11 protein-coding genes are annotated in these 16,830 nt (G+C 41.1%); 4 read left to right on the forward strand and 7 right to left on the reverse strand.

The window, feature by feature from the left end:
• Positions 1–3: 3 nt before the first annotated feature.
• The 4 genes from glgB to HBH39_RS11610 all read right to left on the reverse strand — a co-directional run bounded on the left by glgB (position 4) and on the right by HBH39_RS11610 (position 7,222).
• Positions 4–2,241, reverse strand: coding sequence for a 1,4-alpha-glucan branching protein GlgB (glgB, locus tag HBH39_RS11595; RefSeq protein ID WP_432280154.1), 2,238 nt, complete (start codon positions 2,239–2,241; stop codon positions 4–6).
• A gap of 58 nt (positions 2,242–2,299) precedes the next feature.
• Positions 2,300–4,525, reverse strand: coding sequence for a 4-alpha-glucanotransferase (malQ, locus tag HBH39_RS11600; RefSeq protein ID WP_167678428.1), 2,226 nt, complete (start codon positions 4,523–4,525; stop codon positions 2,300–2,302).
• Between the two features lie 372 nt (positions 4,526–4,897).
• The gene (gene sstT / locus HBH39_RS11605) at positions 4,898–6,127 is read right to left on the reverse strand and encodes a serine/threonine transporter SstT (protein WP_167678431.1); all 1,230 of its coding nucleotides are present in this window, start codon (positions 6,125–6,127) and stop codon (positions 4,898–4,900) included.
• A gap of 189 nt (positions 6,128–6,316) precedes the next feature.
• Positions 6,317–7,222: a chemotaxis protein gene (locus HBH39_RS11610; protein ID WP_167678433.1), complete on the reverse strand. Its 906-nt coding sequence runs from the start codon at positions 7,220–7,222 to the stop codon at positions 6,317–6,319.
• 468 nt (positions 7,223–7,690) lie between these two features.
• On the opposite strand from HBH39_RS11610, the gene HBH39_RS11615 reads away from it, so the two are divergent.
• From HBH39_RS11615 to HBH39_RS11630, 4 genes are all read left to right on the forward strand, one after another.
• Positions 7,691–9,361, forward strand: a complete 1,671-nt coding sequence (locus tag HBH39_RS11615; RefSeq protein WP_167678435.1) for an amidohydrolase family protein — start codon at positions 7,691–7,693, stop codon at positions 9,359–9,361.
• Positions 9,362–9,429: 68 nt separating this feature from the next.
• Positions 9,430–10,422 carry a CobW family GTP-binding protein gene (locus HBH39_RS11620; protein ID WP_167678437.1) on the forward strand — a complete coding sequence of 331 codons (993 nt, stop codon included), beginning with the start codon at positions 9,430–9,432 and terminating at the stop codon, positions 10,420–10,422.
• Positions 10,423–10,535: 113 nt separating this feature from the next.
• Positions 10,536–11,528, forward strand: a complete 993-nt coding sequence (gene bla, locus HBH39_RS11625) for a class A beta-lactamase (RefSeq protein ID WP_208764154.1) — start codon at positions 10,536–10,538, stop codon at positions 11,526–11,528.
• Positions 11,529–11,565: 37 nt separating this feature from the next.
• Positions 11,566–13,089 (forward strand): serine hydrolase domain-containing protein, encoded by a 1,524-nt coding sequence (locus HBH39_RS11630; protein ID WP_167678439.1) that lies wholly within the window; start codon positions 11,566–11,568, stop codon positions 13,087–13,089.
• Between the two features lie 158 nt (positions 13,090–13,247).
• Here HBH39_RS11630 and HBH39_RS11635 read toward each other — a convergent pair whose 3' ends face one another.
• The 3 genes from HBH39_RS11635 to HBH39_RS11645 form a co-directional block, all read right to left on the reverse strand.
• Positions 13,248–14,798: a phospholipase D family protein gene (locus tag HBH39_RS11635; protein WP_167678441.1), complete on the reverse strand. Its 1,551-nt coding sequence runs from the start codon at positions 14,796–14,798 to the stop codon at positions 13,248–13,250.
• A gap of 84 nt (positions 14,799–14,882) precedes the next feature.
• Complete coding sequence (locus HBH39_RS11640; RefSeq protein WP_167678444.1) at positions 14,883–15,362, reverse strand: dual specificity protein phosphatase family protein; 480 nt, start codon at positions 15,360–15,362, stop codon at positions 14,883–14,885.
• Between the two features lie 11 nt (positions 15,363–15,373).
• Positions 15,374–16,696: a DEAD/DEAH box helicase gene (locus tag HBH39_RS11645; protein WP_432280112.1), complete on the reverse strand. Its 1,323-nt coding sequence runs from the start codon at positions 16,694–16,696 to the stop codon at positions 15,374–15,376.
• Between the last annotated feature and the right edge of the window lie 134 nt (positions 16,697–16,830).

A 16,830-nucleotide genomic window follows, 5' to 3' on the forward strand; every position in this document is an offset into this window, starting at 1 on the left:
TGCTTACTCAACTGCCGTCGGCGTTAAGATAATACAAGACAAAGGACCGACGCTGATCACCCCACTAAAAGGTTGCTCTTGCCATGGAATGTCTTGTGCAACAATTACATTGTCATTAACCACATTCGAACCGCCATAGCAGGTATTATCACTATTAAGAGACTCTTGATAACTCAATTTGTAAGGTAAACCGACACGAAAACCGTGATGAACCATAGGCGTCATATTAATAATCACAACCGCATTATCAGCTTCAGAATCACCGAAACGTGCAAACACTAAAATACTGTCATCATGATTATGACAATCTAGCCAGCGAAAACCTGAAGCACTATGATCATGGGTAAATAATGCAGGTGTTTGCTGATAAAAATGATTCAAATCCCTTACCCAATCTTGCATCCCTTGATGAGAGCCATGTTCAAGTAAATGCCAATCTAAACTTTGATTGTGATTCCACTCATTGCGTTGGCCAAACTCACACCCCATAAAAATAAGTTTTTTTCCTGGATGTCCCCACATAAAACCTAAGTAGGCGCGTAAAGTGGCAAATTGTTGCCAATCATCACCGGGGATTTTATTAATCAGTGAGCCTTTACCATGGACAACTTCATCATGACTAAGAGCAAGAATAAATTGCTCAGTAAACGCATACACGAGTCCAAACGTGAGCTGATCATGATGATATTTACGATATATAGGATCACGACTGACATAGCGTAATGTGTCGTTCATCCAGCCCATGTTCCATTTATAACCAAACCCTAAGCCACCAGAATCAGTCGGTTTGGTTACGCCTTCCCATGACGTAGATTCTTCAGCGACCATATCGATTCCCGGAAATGCCTGATACATATCAGCATTTAAACGAGTTAAGAATTGAATCGCGGCTAAATTCTCTCTGCCACCGTGTTCATTTGGCAACCATTGACCATGTTGACGTGAATAATCCAAATATAACATCGAGGAAACGGCATCTAATCTTAGGCCATCAAAGTGAAACTCACTTAACCAGTAATAGGCATTACTGAGTAAAAAGCTTTGCACTTCTGCTCGGCCGTAATTGTAAATTAACGTGTTCCAATCAGGATGTTCTCCTAATCGTGGATCAGCGTGTTCGTATAAATGAGTCCCATCAAACTTTGCTAAACCATGGGGATCTTTGGGGAAATGAGCTGGAACCCAGTCAAGCAAAACGGCTAAGTCTTGCTGATGACAATGATCTATAAACGCCCTTAAACCATTCGCGTCACCAAAACGGTAGCTGGGGGCAAATAACCCCACGGGTTGATATCCCCAAGAGCCATCAAACGGATATTCACTGATTGGCATTAGTTGTAAATGGGTAAAGCCCATCTCTAACACGTATGGAATTAACTCATCAATCAGTTGTTGATAATCATAATATTCTTGACCACCTTCACCACGACGACGCCAAGATGCCAAATGCACTTCGTAAATCGACATAGGCTGTGCATGACTTTGTAGGGCGGTATCCTGTATTTTACTGGCGCGTTGTTGTAACCATGCTTGGTCTTGCCATTGATATTGATCTTTAGAACGAATAATTGAAGCATTACCCGGCGCAGGTTGCATCATACTAGAATAGGGATCTGATTTTTCATAACGTGTGCCGTCGGCGCCTTTTATACTAAATTTATAATGCATTCCCGCTTCAACATCGGGTATAAAAATATCCCAAAGGCCACTCGCAGGATGCGCTCTTAAGTTATGACGACGTGTATCCCAATGATTCATGTCACCGACTAAAGAAATCTGTTGTGCATTCGGAGCCCAAACACAAAAGTGCACCCCTTCTACACCGTCAATGCTCGTCCAGTTAGCCCCCTGAAATCGGTAGGTTTGCAGTTGAGTGCCTTCATTGAATAAGTAAACATCTTGCTCATCTAATACCGAGCTAAATTGATATGGGTCAATAATGTGTTCGACACTCAGCGGGTAGGTCACTCTCAGTACATACTTAAAAATATTTTTTCGACGCGGGATTGAAGCTGAAAATAAACCATGGGGATTCATCTTTTCAAGGGTCGCGACTTTTCTAGCAGTTTTTAAATCGACCACATCAACATGAAGCGCTTCAGGAAGAAAACAACTGACCACTAACCCATTTGAGTTAGGGTGTCGGTGCATTCCTAATAATGAAAAGCTGTCACTAAAATGACCAAAACTAATTGCATCGGCTGTGTCATTGTCAATAAAGGGGGCAATCTTTGTCATTATAATGTCTTCCATAAAATACAAAACGGTCTGTTAAACCAAATATTTAAATAAGTAGACCCTAATAATGTGCACGTATCTTTGCAATTAATTGACAACGGTGGTTAACCTCTTTGTCGTGCTTTATTTGGGTCATGGTTTCAGTAAATCGTCGTTGCCAGTTGGGATAGTTTTTCCAAGTTCCTGGAATATTCACACTATGTTTATCGCCAATAAGATCCGCTAACTGCACACAAAACAACCGCGAACGACTTTGAGCCGCAACCATCATCCAGCCATCTAGTAATTTTGAATATGGTATCGATGAAACCATACTAATAGGCAATGAGTGCTGAGGGTTGCAAGCAAGTAACTCGGTCATCTTTTGAATTAATAAATCCACCTCTTCAGCCAAATCATCGTGTTGACTATTCAGCGAGGTTAAACCTGCAACAAGCCATTGCAGCAGTTGATACTTTTCATAAGCTCGCCCCTGCTTTTCATTGTGAAATTGTTCATCAGAATCGAATAATCCCAAAGAATGCCGGATGCTCAAATCATCATCTAACCACCAACTTTTTAAAGGTGCGACATCGTGATTAGCCAGCATCATCAGACTATCTGGTTTGTGGGTTTGCGGCGAAGGAAAAGCATTATGTTGTTGGGTAAAATAGAATAATTGATTTGAAAGCATTTTTGTCTGCTGCATTGCTGAAGTCATCTCCGGCGGAACAATACCCAAATCTTCACCAATGATGATGCAATTCGCTCGATGGCTTTCTAAACATAAAATGGCTAACAGCGTATCAAACGGATAAAACACATAGGCTCCATTGCCGAGTTCTTTTTGTGCAGGCCACCACCATAAACGTAACAATCCCATTACATGGTCAATTCTTAACGCACCATATAATTCCATATTAGCGCGCATTAAATGAATAAAATGCTGATAGTTAGCTTGCTTCAACTTTACCGGGTCTAGCGGTATTACACCCCAATTCTGCCCACTGGCAGAAAACCTATCAGGTGGAGCACCAATGGTCGCTTGAGTGCAAAATTGTCTCCTTTCACTTTGCACTTCGTTACCGTTTAAAATCGCCCCAATCGCCAAATCACCGACTAAACCGATTTTCATGCCTAATTTTTGGCAATACTGTTGGCATTCTTGTAGTTGTTGACTCGCAATAAACTGTAGGTAACAGTAAAAGTCACTCGGCATCGCTAACCATGCAGGGGCATTGTTAGCTTCATGCAAGCTAAACGACTGTAAACTCTGCCCTTGTTGCTGTTTGAATAATTCAAACTCCTCATGAACAGATGATTTCTGGTTGCTTCTTTCTTCGCAAAATAATTTATAGCAAAATTTGAATACTTTATATTTAAACTCAAAAACCTTCTTATAATCAATTAAGGTTGTATGATTTAAATTCTCTTTACAGTCATCTAAAAATGAAGTGAGAAGATTTTTATCACAGCCTTTAATCGTGTTAACGTCAATATAAAGCGGGTTTAAACGGCGACGGTCACTGGGACTATAAGGGCTACAGTTCTCTGGTAAGGCAATATCGAGAGCATGCAATGGATTTAACATCAAAAAATCCGCCCCCATCGCCGCGCTGTGCTCGATGGCTTGTTTTAATGCGTTAAAATCACCAATACCATCACTTACTGCCTGCTGACTCTTCAAGCAATAAAGTTGCACACTCGTACCCCAAAATCGACTTTCAGGCTCATTCGCTGTATGACTTAACGCCCCTTGGTAACAATCTTCAGGGGCAATCATCAAGATTCCCTCTGCAATGTTTAACTCAGGCTGTATAGATTGGGTCACTTTAATGTTGTGATAACCATAAGGCAGTTTTTGGTGCACAAAGTCAGCTAGTACAATTTGGTAGCGACAATAGCGAATATTGTCATAATAATACTCACCGATAATGGCTAAATTTTGGGTTGATACCGTCCATTCAAAATCAGTAATTTCGGTATTGGAGTTAGAGTTGGACGCTTTTTCTAACGACAAATTGATTTTTAATTCACAAACCTGTTCCGCTAAATGAATCACCATGGTTGGATGCGAAAGGTAACTGAACTGAAAAGAGGGAATGAGTTTGAGCCATGGAGCAACATCGATTGAAAAAATAGCATCATCTACTAGTTTATTATCTATCACAGCATCACTAGTCTCGGCAGATATCATCGACTTCAAAATACCTAACCTATCCCTAGGTGGTATGTGAGTCTGTTGACCATGACAATCAACAAATTCAGCTCCTACACCTTGAAGATACAGTAACTTTTCAAGCCCCATTCGACTCTCCACTAAACAGCAAAATAAATTAACTCAACGATGTCATGTATGACCAAGCAGAAACACGACATCAACAACATTTTTATTCAAAAAAATCAAAGTGTAATTTATAACATACATACTTTATTTTTATTCAGAAATTTGCTTATCTCTCCATAGATTATCTTATTTCTCTTGTGAACAATCATTTGCTTGCAGCGACGCTATAATCCCTCTTCCAGCAATTGCTCCTTGATGTATATAGCGCTAAATCAACTGTTGTCACAACAATAAACTTTTCAGGAAAATGCCTTATGCAAGAAAAAATAAAGCCGATACCTGTTACAGGTATCGGCTTTTTAATGAGTCAAAAAATGACTAATAACAGATTCATTAACTCTCTTTTTGTTCAGCGTTTTCAGCCGCTTCACACGCCGCAGCAGTGAATACCACGTCAGTAGAGCTATTTAAAGCCGTTTCTGCAGAGTCCTGAATAACTCCAATAATAAAGCCAACGGCCACCACTTGCATTGCAACATCATTTGAAATACCAAATAAGCTACAAGCCAAAGGAATTAATAATAATGATCCACCAGCAACACCAGAGGCACCACACGCTGATACGGCAGCAACCACGCTTAATAAAATGGCCGTCATAAAATCAACATGGATCCCTAAAGTATGCGCCGCCGCTAAAGTCAGTACCGTGATGGTAATCGCTGCGCCGCCCATGTTGATAGTCGCACCTAATGGAATGGATACAGAATATGTATCTTTATGCAATTTTAACTCTTCACATAACGACATATTCACTGGAATATTCGCCGCACTTGAACGAGTAAAGAATGCAGTTACACCACTTTGACGTAAACACTTGAACACCAACGGATAAGGATTGCGTTTAATTTTTAGATACACAATTAATGGGTTAACCACTAAAGCGATAAATAACATGGCGCCGACTAACACGGCCAGTAACTGAGCATAACCAGATAGCGCTGAAAACCCTGTCGTTGCAAACGTGGCAGCCACTAAACCGAAAATACCAATAGGCGCTAAACGAATAACAAAACGTACTATGCTTGATACGGCATCACTAAGGTCAGATAACATCGCTTTACTCGCATCGCTTGCACGGTGCATGGCTAAGCCTAACCCCACACCCCAAACTAAAATACCAATGTAGTTACCGGTCATTAATGCGTTAACGGGGTTATCGACCACTTTAAATAACAATGTATTTAATACTTCACCAATGCCTTGCGGTGGATTTGAGCCCTCAATGCCGGTAGCCAGTAATAATGTCGTTGGAAATAAAAAGCTAAAGATCACCGCAGTGATTGCCGCTGCGAAAGTTCCAATTAAATACAATGTAATAATTGGGCGCATATTGGTATGACTACCCACTTTTTGATTGGCAATAGATGAGGCAACCAATACAAAAACCAACACTGGTGCAATGGCTTTTAATGCGCCAACAAATAAATCACCTAAAAAAGCGACATTACCTGCAGCAGAAGTTGAAATACTAGCGATAACAACGCCGAGGATAATCCCGACAATAATTTGTAGCACAAGGCTACCATTAGCTACACGAGCTAATAGAGAAGTGTTTTGATTCATTGCTTGACCTTCAATTATGATTTTTATATGGCTTTTTTGCTGTATGTATAGATTTGCTAAGCCTGCAGTGTATATATCAGTATGAGCGGGGTGAAGTCTAGTTTGTGAGGGAAATAGCGTTAAAATTTACTATCCCGCCTCAAGGATGCCACATTTATTAAACATTTTCTGATATTTAGCGCGAGAAGATCACGCTTTGCCAGATAACATATCGGCGCCGCGTAACATGGCTTCAATAAGCTCTTTGGCATCAAATTTGGTCAAGGCTTCATTGGCCCCGACTTGCTTGGCTTGACTCAAGCTAATTTCGCTTGATAAAGAGGTATGGAGAATAATATAGGCATGAGCAATACTAGGGTTATCTTTGACTTCAAACGCTAACTCGTAACCATCTAATCCTGGCATCTCAATATCACTGACTAACAAATCAACGGGCTGTTTATTTTTAGCCGCATCGACCATTATTTGTAGTGCTTCTCGTCCGTCTGACGTTACCTGATAGGGTATGTTGATAGAATCCAATGCGTCCGACAATTGTTTACGAGCCACTTTTGAGTCGTCCACAATTAAGATATTTAATGGCTTTAACTTTTCTCGTTGAACGTCAGTCAAAATGGCGCGATTAGTGGCGGGATCATTAGGGAATATTTTAGATAATAACAGTTCAACATCAAGTAGTTGTACTAGTTGATCCTCATAACGAGTTACCCCAGTTAAAAATGCATTTTTACCTAATGTATTCGATGGTGCTTCAATATCACGCCAATTACACTCAATAATTTTATCAATTTTACGAACAACAAAACCAATCAACATACGTTGACAGTCAGTAATAATGATATAGCAGTGTTTTAACTCCTGTTCATCTATTGGTCGAAAACCAATACCTGCGGCCATATCAATCACCGGGATAGTACCGCCTCTTACGGTTGCAGCGCCCATAATGGCAGGATGCGAGTTTGGAATTTTTGTGAGTGTGGTAAAGGGGACTAGTTCACGTATTTTTAGCGTGCCCAAAGCAAAGAGTTGCGAATGATTCAAATGAAATAATAACAACCCTTGTGATTGACTGGCTTTACTCTGCTTGGACGTCATTAAACTTCCTCTAACAATATCTACACTCATATGATGCGGCTTAAGCCACTTAATTATCACAAACCTAAACGATTAACGATTAACGATTAACGATTAACGATTAACGATACTTATAATATATAGTTAACGACATAATGGTATAGATTGACTATAGCATCAAGCCCCAATAATAGCGGTGTTATTAATCAAAAAATCCGGAAAAAAACATCAATGAATCAGACCTCTTGACTCCTAAACCTAAAAATTTAAAGTGACCAAATTGATAACATTAACCTTATGCTCAAAATGCTAAGCTAATTGACAATAGCTAAAATACTTAAACTCGATACATTGCTTAAAATCTACCTATGTCAAAACAGGTTAATTTTTTTATTAAATAAAAAGATATCGATTTGGTTAACCAAAATAATTCACAAAACCGCATATACTAAACCATTGCCAACAACTGAATAACACGAGGGAATGAAAATGAAAGATGACACTTTGACAGAAAAGCCTCACTCTAATTCTAATGGAGTAGATCAAACTAAGCGTTCTACGCTAACCAAATTAGCCGTTGGTGCGGCAACACTTCCATTTGCTTCGGTTCTACATGCTGCATCTGACAAATTAGCAGAACAGAAGGTTACCCTAATGCCGAATGAAAAAGGCCCTTTTGACATTGTTATCGAAAATGGTCGTGTGGTCGATCCTGAAACAGGCTTAGATGCGATTCGTAATGTAGGGATCAAAGGTAAGCGTATTGCTGCTATTTCAAAAAATACCTTAAAAGGGGCCAAAGTAATTAATGCTGAAGGTTTGGTCGTTGCTCCAGGCTTTGTTGATTTACATGCACATGGTCAACAGCTTCCTGCGGCACGCGCTCAAGCATTTGATGGGGTAACTACGCAACTGGAAATGGAATCGGGTTTATTACCCATCTCTAAATTCTATGAAGATACAGCAAAAGAAGGTCGACCACTTAACTACGGCGCATCGGTTGCTTGGACCTACGCGCGTGTGATGGCAAAAGAGCCAACAATGCCGGCGGCTGATGGTTCGATTGTTTGGTTCCAAAAAGCATTTTCATACAACAATTGGCAAAATACATTAGCAACGCCAGATGAACTAAAACAGATCCTCAGTGATATCGAACAAGGTCTGAAAGAAGGTGGTTTAGGCATTGGCATTAACGCAGGTTATGCACCGGGTTATGGCCATAAAGAGTATTACGAGCTCGCGAAGCTCGCCAAACGCTATAATATGCCAACCTATACGCACGTTCGTTACTTAAACAGTGCAGAACCAAAATCCAGCTTTGAAGCCTATCAAGAACTGATCAGTTTATCAGCGACGACTGGTGCACACATGCACATTTGTCACCTTAATAGTACCTCTGTGCAAGATATTGATGATTGTGCGGACTTAGTGCAATCAGCGATTGATAGAGGTTTGAATGTAACTGCCGAAGCTTACCCTTACGGTGCCGGTTCGTCACTGATTGGCGCAGAAGTTTTCCGTGGTGATGATTGGTTAGCGCGCTGGGGAGTACCAAGTGCAAGTTACATGGAAGCCAATGGGAAACCATTAACACAAGAAAAGATCACAGAGCTTCAAGCAAATGACCCAGGCAAAGTGGTAGTAATGCATTTCTTAAAACCTGATGATAATCCATCCGATCGTCAAAAAATGGATCGTTCAGTTCTGTTTCCTGGTGCAGCAATTGCTTCAGATGCTATGCCTTGGATGGACTCAAAAGGAAAAGTCATTGAAGGTGATATTTGGCCACTCCCTAGTGATGCCATCGCTCACCCAAGATCACTGGCTTGTTTTACCCGTTTCATTAGTAAATATGTTAACGAATACAAAGCGGTTACGCTTATTGAGGCAATGGAGCGTTGTAGCTTAAACGCTTGTCGCATTATAGAAAACAGCGTCCCACAAATGAAAAACAAAGGCCGTGTTCAAGTAGGTAAAGATGCCGATTTAGTGATATTCAAACTTGAAGATATCAAAGTGCTTGCGACTTTCGAAGCCCCTAATGCACTGTCTGAAGGTATGCATCATGTCATCGTTAACGGTACGCCCATCATTGCAAATGGTGAATTACAGTTAGGCGTCAATCCGGGTGAACCTATTCGCAACCCTGTTATTGCATAATTAACTCTCAATATAATTAAGCTCGGCGCAAGTCGAGCTTTTTCATGAAATGATATAGAGAAATGTCGATGAGTAAAAAGCCAATACCAGTCACTATCTTAGCCGGATTTTTAGGGGCAGGTAAAACCACCCTGCTCAATCATATTCTGACCAATGCCAATGGAATGCGCATGGCCGTTATCGTCAACGACTTTGGTTCGATTAACGTTGATGCTGAACTGGTAAAATCTGAAAGCGACAATATGATCAGCCTCGAAAATGGTTGTGTTTGTTGTAATCTCGCTGAAGGTTTAGTGGTTTCAGTGATGCGTTTATTAGCACTCGAAGAGCGTCCAGACCACATTGTAGTAGAAACCTCTGGTATTTCAGAACCCAAAGAGGTGGCGCTAAATTTTGAAGATCCTGAACTGCAACAGCATGCGCCCCTCAATGCGATTATCACCACTATTGACGCCAAAAATGTACTCACGCTTGAAAAACACATGGCAACATTAGCTGAACAGCAAATTCAAGTCGCTGATATTGTTTTGGTCAATAAAGTCGATCTAGTAGAGCCAGGAAAGCTAGCAAAAGTTAAACATTGGTGTCAAGTACAAGCGCCATTTGCAAAGCTGGTTGAAATTGAGTTTGGTAAAGTCGATTTACCTATTTTATTTGAAGTACCAGAGAGGCTTCAGGTTTCAGCCAATAACAGAGAACATGGTGGCGAGCACCATCACTGTCATGATGACCATTGTGATCACGTTAACCATCAGTTTGAAACATTCAGTTTTGAAACAGAGCGTCCCCTTTCACTGCAAGCCTTGTACCCTGTATTGCAGCAGTTTTCTGTTGATGCGTATCGCATGAAAGGCATCTTAAACCTTGATGATAAACCCGATCACCGATGTATTTTCCAATGCACAGGACAACGTGCACAAGTGACTATTGGCGAACCATGGCTAGAAGGCGAAAAACGAGCGACTCGACTTGTTTTCATCGGCCCTAAAGGAGGATTAAATATGGATATGATGCGTAAAAAATTACAAGCGATTGTGATTAATGATAACTCCCTCATCTAAAGGTAGGGTTACCACCAAATGTTGTAAATACTTGTAAAAAATGAGTAAGTTTAAGTTGCCCCAAAACATTCTAATGACTAAGATTTAGATTGAAAATAAACTTGGAGAAATTCATGAAAATAAATCTAGCACTCTGTTCTACTATATTTATTTCATCGCTTATGGCAGGTCAACCAGCATTTGCTAATGATCATAATTCAAAAGATGTTTCTGCAAAACTTGAAACAATTTCACAGAAACTAGTTGGCCGCTTAGGATTAGCTGCCCAAGAAATTGGCTCTGATGAGAGGATCACAGTTAACGGCGATGAGAAGTTTGTGATGGCGAGTACCTACAAGGTAGCAATTGCCGTTGCCCTACTGGAAAGAATTGATAAAGGTGAACTTAAACTTTCCGATTTAATTGATGTCCCACAAGAAACCATGGTGACAGGTGACGGTGCTATCGCGGTAAACTTCGTGCACCCAGGTATAAAGTTATCTATCGCTAATTTAATCGAGCCAATGATAACGTTAAGTGACAATACAGCGACAGACATTTGTCTAAAACTTGCAGGAGGGCCTGAAGCCGTAACTAAAGTGATGCGAAATATTGGAATTACCGATTTACGCGTTGATAGATATACCAGTGAAATTTTAAGGGATTTCTATGGATTACCTGACAAGGCTTACTCATCTGTACTTGCAAAGGCTCTTGCAGAAGATCCATCGCTCGCGGCAAAACAACCACTTAGAAACCTTAAATTCGAACAAGAAGACCTACGTGACCAAAGCTCGCCTAATGCCATGTTGGAATTACTTCTAGCAATTGACAGCGGCAAAGTGTTAAGTGCACAAAGCAGTGAATTTCTAATTGATGTCATGTCACGCACACGCACTGGTGCTGGAAGGTTAAAAGCTCTGTTACCCAAAGGCACGCCCGTTGCCCACAAAACAGGCACCATTGGCGGTGTAGCCAATGACGTAGGATTTATCACATTACCCGATGGCAGACGTTTTGCGATTGTGGTTTATACTAAAAGTAGCACAACCTCTGAAGCGGAACGTGATCGTGCCATTGCAGAAGTCACTCGAATTTTATTCGACTTTTATTACTTAAAGTCTTAAATGAAATTTGATTGCAAAAATTAAAAAAGGAATAAATATGAATCTGCCCACGCGCAAGAAAAAGAAAGCATTACTCACTGTACTGATTTCATCATTATTTGTGTTGCAGCCAGCCTGTGCACAGAAAAACCAACACCATAAAATGACACAGGAAGAGGGCCAAGCAACCTTTAATGCAGTCGTTGCCGATGTCGATAAACTGATCAAAGAAATGCGCATACCGGGACTTGCTGTCGGTGTCATCCATGGAGCCAACTCCTACAGCGCCGGACTCGGTGTCACCAAGGTAGGCACTGACGAAGCCGTTACCCCTGATACACAATTTCAAATTGGTTCTGTGACCAAAACCTTCCTTTCAACACTGGCCATGCAGCAGTCCGAACAGGGCATTCTGGATTTAAATGCACGTGTCGTTGATATTCTGCCGTGGTGGAGGGTTTCAGATCCCGTGGCAACCTCTAAAGCGCGTGTTGTTGACCTTTTCCACCATCGTGCAGGCTGGTATGGCGACCATGGGTTCCTTCGTGTTCCTCCAGGAGGCTCGATATCTGAGAAGGTTATGCTTCAAGGGGCTTACGTTCAACAGCTCTATCCGTTCGATCAAACCTGGATGTACAACAACACTAGTATCACCTTTGCGACCCATGTAGTGTCGCATACTGGCGGAAAGCCGATCGAGACCCTAATAGAAGAGAATCTGTTAACTCCGCTTGGCATGGATTCGTCATCCTTTAATTACGACTCCACCCCGCCGGCCAAAGATTACGCATGGGGTCATCCGCCGATCTACGGCGAAGGCAGCATCAATGATCTCAAGCCTTACTACATTCCGTTGATTAGAGAGTCCGCAGCCTCAGGCGCACTCCGGTCTACGGTGAGCGATATGCTTAAATATGCCCGCTTTCAACTAGACGGTAAGGATGCTTCCGGCAAGCAACTGTTGTCGAAAAAAGCACTGGACTACGCTCATGCACCTGCAGTCGAGGCTGAAACCGGTGACTTTACCGGACTAACTTGGTTTGTACACGACTACGACGGAGTCACCAGTCCTAGCCACGGTGGCAATTGGCCCGGTACGCGTTCTTTTCTGCAGCTGATCCCAGATCATGACTTTGCCGTGGTGGTTTTGGTCCACAGCGATCGCGGAGCCGAGGCTTACAAAAAAGTGGCTAACGCAATGGTCAAAGCGTTCACGAAAATCGAGTCTAATTCTCCGGTCGCTGCGGGCGTTGATTCGACTGTACTCGACCCCTTCGTTGGCGTCTTTAAAGGGAATTCTCAAAACATCGAGATCCGCAAAGAGGGCGACAAATATGTGTTTGTCCAGTTCTCAGCATTGACCAATGGTGCAGATCCTGCGCCGGCCAATGTGGCCAACACTGCCGAGGGCTATTTTATCGTTACCGAAGGGCCGAATAAGGGAGCGCTTGGTGAATTGTTGAAAGATCCGTCTGGTGAACTCAACTATGTTCGCTTTAACCACAGGATCTTTATTCGTGGTGAAGGTGCAGTCAACGAGTTCGACTTATCCGGATCAGTATTCGATAAGCAGGATGAGTAGAAGATATTAATTCACGCTGACAACTGTTACTTACACCACAATTGCCAGCAATATGACTATCTTTAATGAAAACACCAAAACACACCATAAGGATATGGGTGTTTTGGTTTAATCCATTACCGCAGATATGAAGGGTTATTCAAGTGCATCACAACACTTTAAAGCTGTGATTCTATAGGCAAAAAAGAAAGAAACTTAGCAGAAAATCGTTGCCACCAGTTTGCTTCAGGCTCCTGTTGATAATAAATGTTCTGTTGAATGTCCCACCACTGTAATTGTTCATCTTTATATTTAAGTAAATAAGCCCATTTAGCGATGCTGTTATCGATACCTTCAACTATTGATTGGGTTAATTCAGAGTTATCAATAATCACCCCCATTTCAGTATTCAACCAAGCTGAACGCGGGTCAAAGTTGAATGAGCCCACAAATAAATGCTGTTTATCAATCGCAACCATTTTTGCATGCAAACTACTGCGTGAACTGCCCGTTAACATGCTCTTTTTCGTCTTGGCTTTATCCTTGTGTAGAAAAGCTTTCATCTCATAAATTGTCACCCCAGCTTTCACTAAACGTTCACGATAATTAATATAGCCGGCATGCACAGCAAGTACATCGGTAGCGGCAAGTGAGTTAGTAATAATTGTCACTTTTTTACCTTGCTTAACCGCAGAGATCAACGCCTCTGTACCTTTGTCGGTGGGTACAAAATAGGGAGACAGTATGACCATCTCATCATTCGTTTTTTTAAACAATAGATTTAAATCATCCAGTAATGTTGGTTCATCAAGTTGATTTAATTTATTGGGCAGATCATAAATTAACTCAGCATCAGACCAATACCAAACCAGCTGATCATTGAGCATTTGATGTAAAAACTCTGATTGGGTGAGACGGATCAGATATGGATGTTCGAGCATCGATTGATGATAGTCACTAAAATACTGCTGTATTTCAGAAGCGGTAAGTATATCGGTGTTACTAGAAAATAATTGTTCAATCGGTCTTACTTGAGAGGAGTTCCAGTACAAATCAAATTGCTCAGAAACCTTGCTAACCACCTCGCCTATCATTACTACATCGAAATCACCAAACTCTACACTATGACTAGCTGAGTAATATTCATCACCAATATTTCGGCCGCCGACGACACTCACTAAGTTATCAATCGTGAGTGATTTATTATGCATACGATGATTTAAGCGTGAAAAATTGTTTAAAAACGCTAGATTACGAAAAGTACGCTCATTAGCAGGATTAAAAATTCGAATACTAATATTAGGATGAGCGGCAAGGTTCAATATGCTTAAATCTCGCCCTTTGGTCGTCATGTCATCAACGAGTAACCTCACTCTTACCCCTCGCTCAGCGGCATTATAAAGGTATAACGTTAATAGTTTGCCTGTTTCATCATCATGATAAAGATAATATTGCAAATCAATTGATACACTGGCTGAGCCAATCATTAGCAAGCGAGACGTAAAAGCATCCAGTCCGTCATACAAAGGATAGATACCATTATGGGTTTCAAGTTCCGGAAGTTGCTGTAAATACTGAGCTAATAGCGTGTCATCAGGTTTGGAAAGTTGATATTCAAGTGGTGCTGTTGGGTAAACATGATGGGATGAACATCCACTTACCAATACGAGCAATAACAAAATGGACCCATAAACAGAAAATGATGCCTTTAACATCCTGTTGACAAACATAGTTTACTCCTTCAAAAAAATGAGCTAATGACTCAGTTTACCTTTTGTCTATTAGCTCATGTTATCAAGACTGTATAAGCCGAGTTAATTCACCGGGCGTTGCAATGTATAAAGCACATCATAAACAAATTGATCCCAACCATCAGCGTCAAACGCTAAGCCACTGGCATTACGTACTTGGCTTACAGCGTGTACAGGTGCTGCGCCATTTTCCATTAAATAGTAAGCCATCATTAATTCAGTACGGTTAATACCCGAGCGACAGTGTAATAACACAGCTTTATTTTGAGCTTCTGCTTGTCGAATAAACTCAAGCACCTTAGGCATGATTTCTGCACAAACATGCACATCTTCAGGCTTAGGGGGAATGTTATCGGGTAAATTAAATACTTGATGATCAAGTCCCAATGGCTTAATCATTTGCGGATCACAACCCGCACCGTCATTCAGAGATGCGATGGCACCAAAACCAGCAGCTTTTAACTCTGCTAAATCCCATGCATCTATATTTGGGCCACTGCGTCCAGCAATTTTCCCTTCAATTAACCAAAAAACCTGTTTCATATACCTACTACTTAATTTGGTTTTCTAGACCAAATAGCTATATTTTCTGGAGGAAGTTGTTTACGTTTTTTCTTACCCATACCTTCGGGTTTAGCCATTGGCTTGGTATCTTGTGCACTCAATGGCATTTGTTCGTCCGCTTCAAAACCCGCTATCTGCTCACGTTCAAGCCGGATTTTGTTCTTTTTTTCTATCACAGTGAAATGATGATAATCATCATGACACAATAAACTGATGGCAAGACCAATCTCGCCAGCACGACCGCTGCGCCCTATACGGTGCATATAATCTGCAGGGCTTCTTGGTAAATCAAAATTAATCACCACAGGCAGCTTATCGATATCTATGCCCCTTGCGGCGATATCGGTTGCTATTAATACATCAATTTCACCATTTTTAAAACCATCTAGCACACGATTTCTAGCGCCTTGTGCTTTATCACCATGAAAAACTTCAGCTTTAATACCGCGCTTAGATAATTTTTGTGCAAGATGATTACAGGTATTTTTTGCACTCGCAAAAATAAGCACTTGGCGCCATTGATGCTGTTTAATTAAATGCGCTAATAAGGCGGTTTTATTTTCACGGTTAACGGTAATGGCTCGCTGAACCAAGGTACTTTCATCTGCATTTTGTAATTGAAATTCGATGGGATTAGTCAATAAACCTGCAGCAAGTGACTTCACTTCTTCTGGGAATGTCGCAGAAAATAACAAAGTTTGCTTTTGTTTTGGCATCAAATTCAGTACTTGATCCAACTCATCAGTAAAACCAAGGTTTAACATGCGATCAGCTTCATCAAGCACTAAATGCTTTACTCGATTCAACTTGATGGCATTAGAAGACACCAAGTCGAGTAAACGCCCGGGAGTGGCAACCACAATATCTGCGCCACCACGTAAAGCGAGCATTTGAGTATTCACTGACACGCCACCAAATACAGCAAGCGTTTTTAATTGCCCGTTTAAATGACTCGAATATGACAAGAAACTATCAGCAACCTGCTTAGCTAACTCTCGGGTTGGCACCAAGACTAAACAACTCACATCGTTTTGTTTAGTGCTCGATTTAGTGGCTGATTTAGTGGCTGATTTAGTCTGGGAAAGCGTTTTCGCATCAATTAACTGCTGAATGATAGGTAACGCAAACGCTGCGGTTTTACCTGAGCCAGTATTGGCGCCAGCTAAAATATCTTTGCCTTGAAGTAAAGCCGGAATGGTAGCTGCTTGTACTGGAGTTGGATGGGTATATTGAAGCTCGGTTAATCTTGCAACTAAAGGCGTAGATAAACCAAATTCAGCAAATGTCACAGTTTGGGTCATGTGTTCAGTCAATCAATAATAATTAATCCACAATTTTACCTTAAATTGTTACTGACGTCAGAATTAAAATTACCACAGTATTGCAAATGTCATCCTAACAACAAACGTCATAATCTCAATGATCGTTTGTTATAAATCGCATCATA

The organism is Shewanella aestuarii (assembly GCF_011765625.1).
Classification (GTDB): Bacteria; Pseudomonadota; Gammaproteobacteria; order Enterobacterales; family Shewanellaceae; genus Shewanella; species Shewanella aestuarii_A.

Bases quoted from the DNA above. Each gene is read 5' to 3' on its own strand.
- malQ (WP_167678428.1), bottom strand. From the start codon at position 4,525: ATGGGGCTTGAAAAGTTACTGTATCTTCAAGGTGTAGGAGCTGAATTT.
- sstT (WP_167678431.1), bottom strand. From the start codon at position 6,127: ATGAATCAAAACACTTCTCTATTAGCTCGTGTAGCTAATGGTAGCCTT.
- HBH39_RS11610 (WP_167678433.1), bottom strand. From the start codon at position 7,222: ATGACGTCCAAGCAGAGTAAAGCCAGTCAATCACAAGGGTTGTTATTA.
- HBH39_RS11615 (WP_167678435.1), top strand. From the start codon at position 7,691: ATGAAAGATGACACTTTGACAGAAAAGCCTCACTCTAATTCTAATGGA.
- HBH39_RS11620 (WP_167678437.1), top strand. From the start codon at position 9,430: ATGAGTAAAAAGCCAATACCAGTCACTATCTTAGCCGGATTTTTAGGG.
- bla (WP_208764154.1), top strand. From the start codon at position 10,536: ATGAAAATAAATCTAGCACTCTGTTCTACTATATTTATTTCATCGCTT.
- HBH39_RS11630 (WP_167678439.1), top strand. From the start codon at position 11,566: ATGAATCTGCCCACGCGCAAGAAAAAGAAAGCATTACTCACTGTACTG.
- HBH39_RS11635 (WP_167678441.1), bottom strand. From the start codon at position 14,798: ATGTTTGTCAACAGGATGTTAAAGGCATCATTTTCTGTTTATGGGTCC.
- HBH39_RS11640 (WP_167678444.1), bottom strand. From the start codon at position 15,362: ATGAAACAGGTTTTTTGGTTAATTGAAGGGAAAATTGCTGGACGCAGT.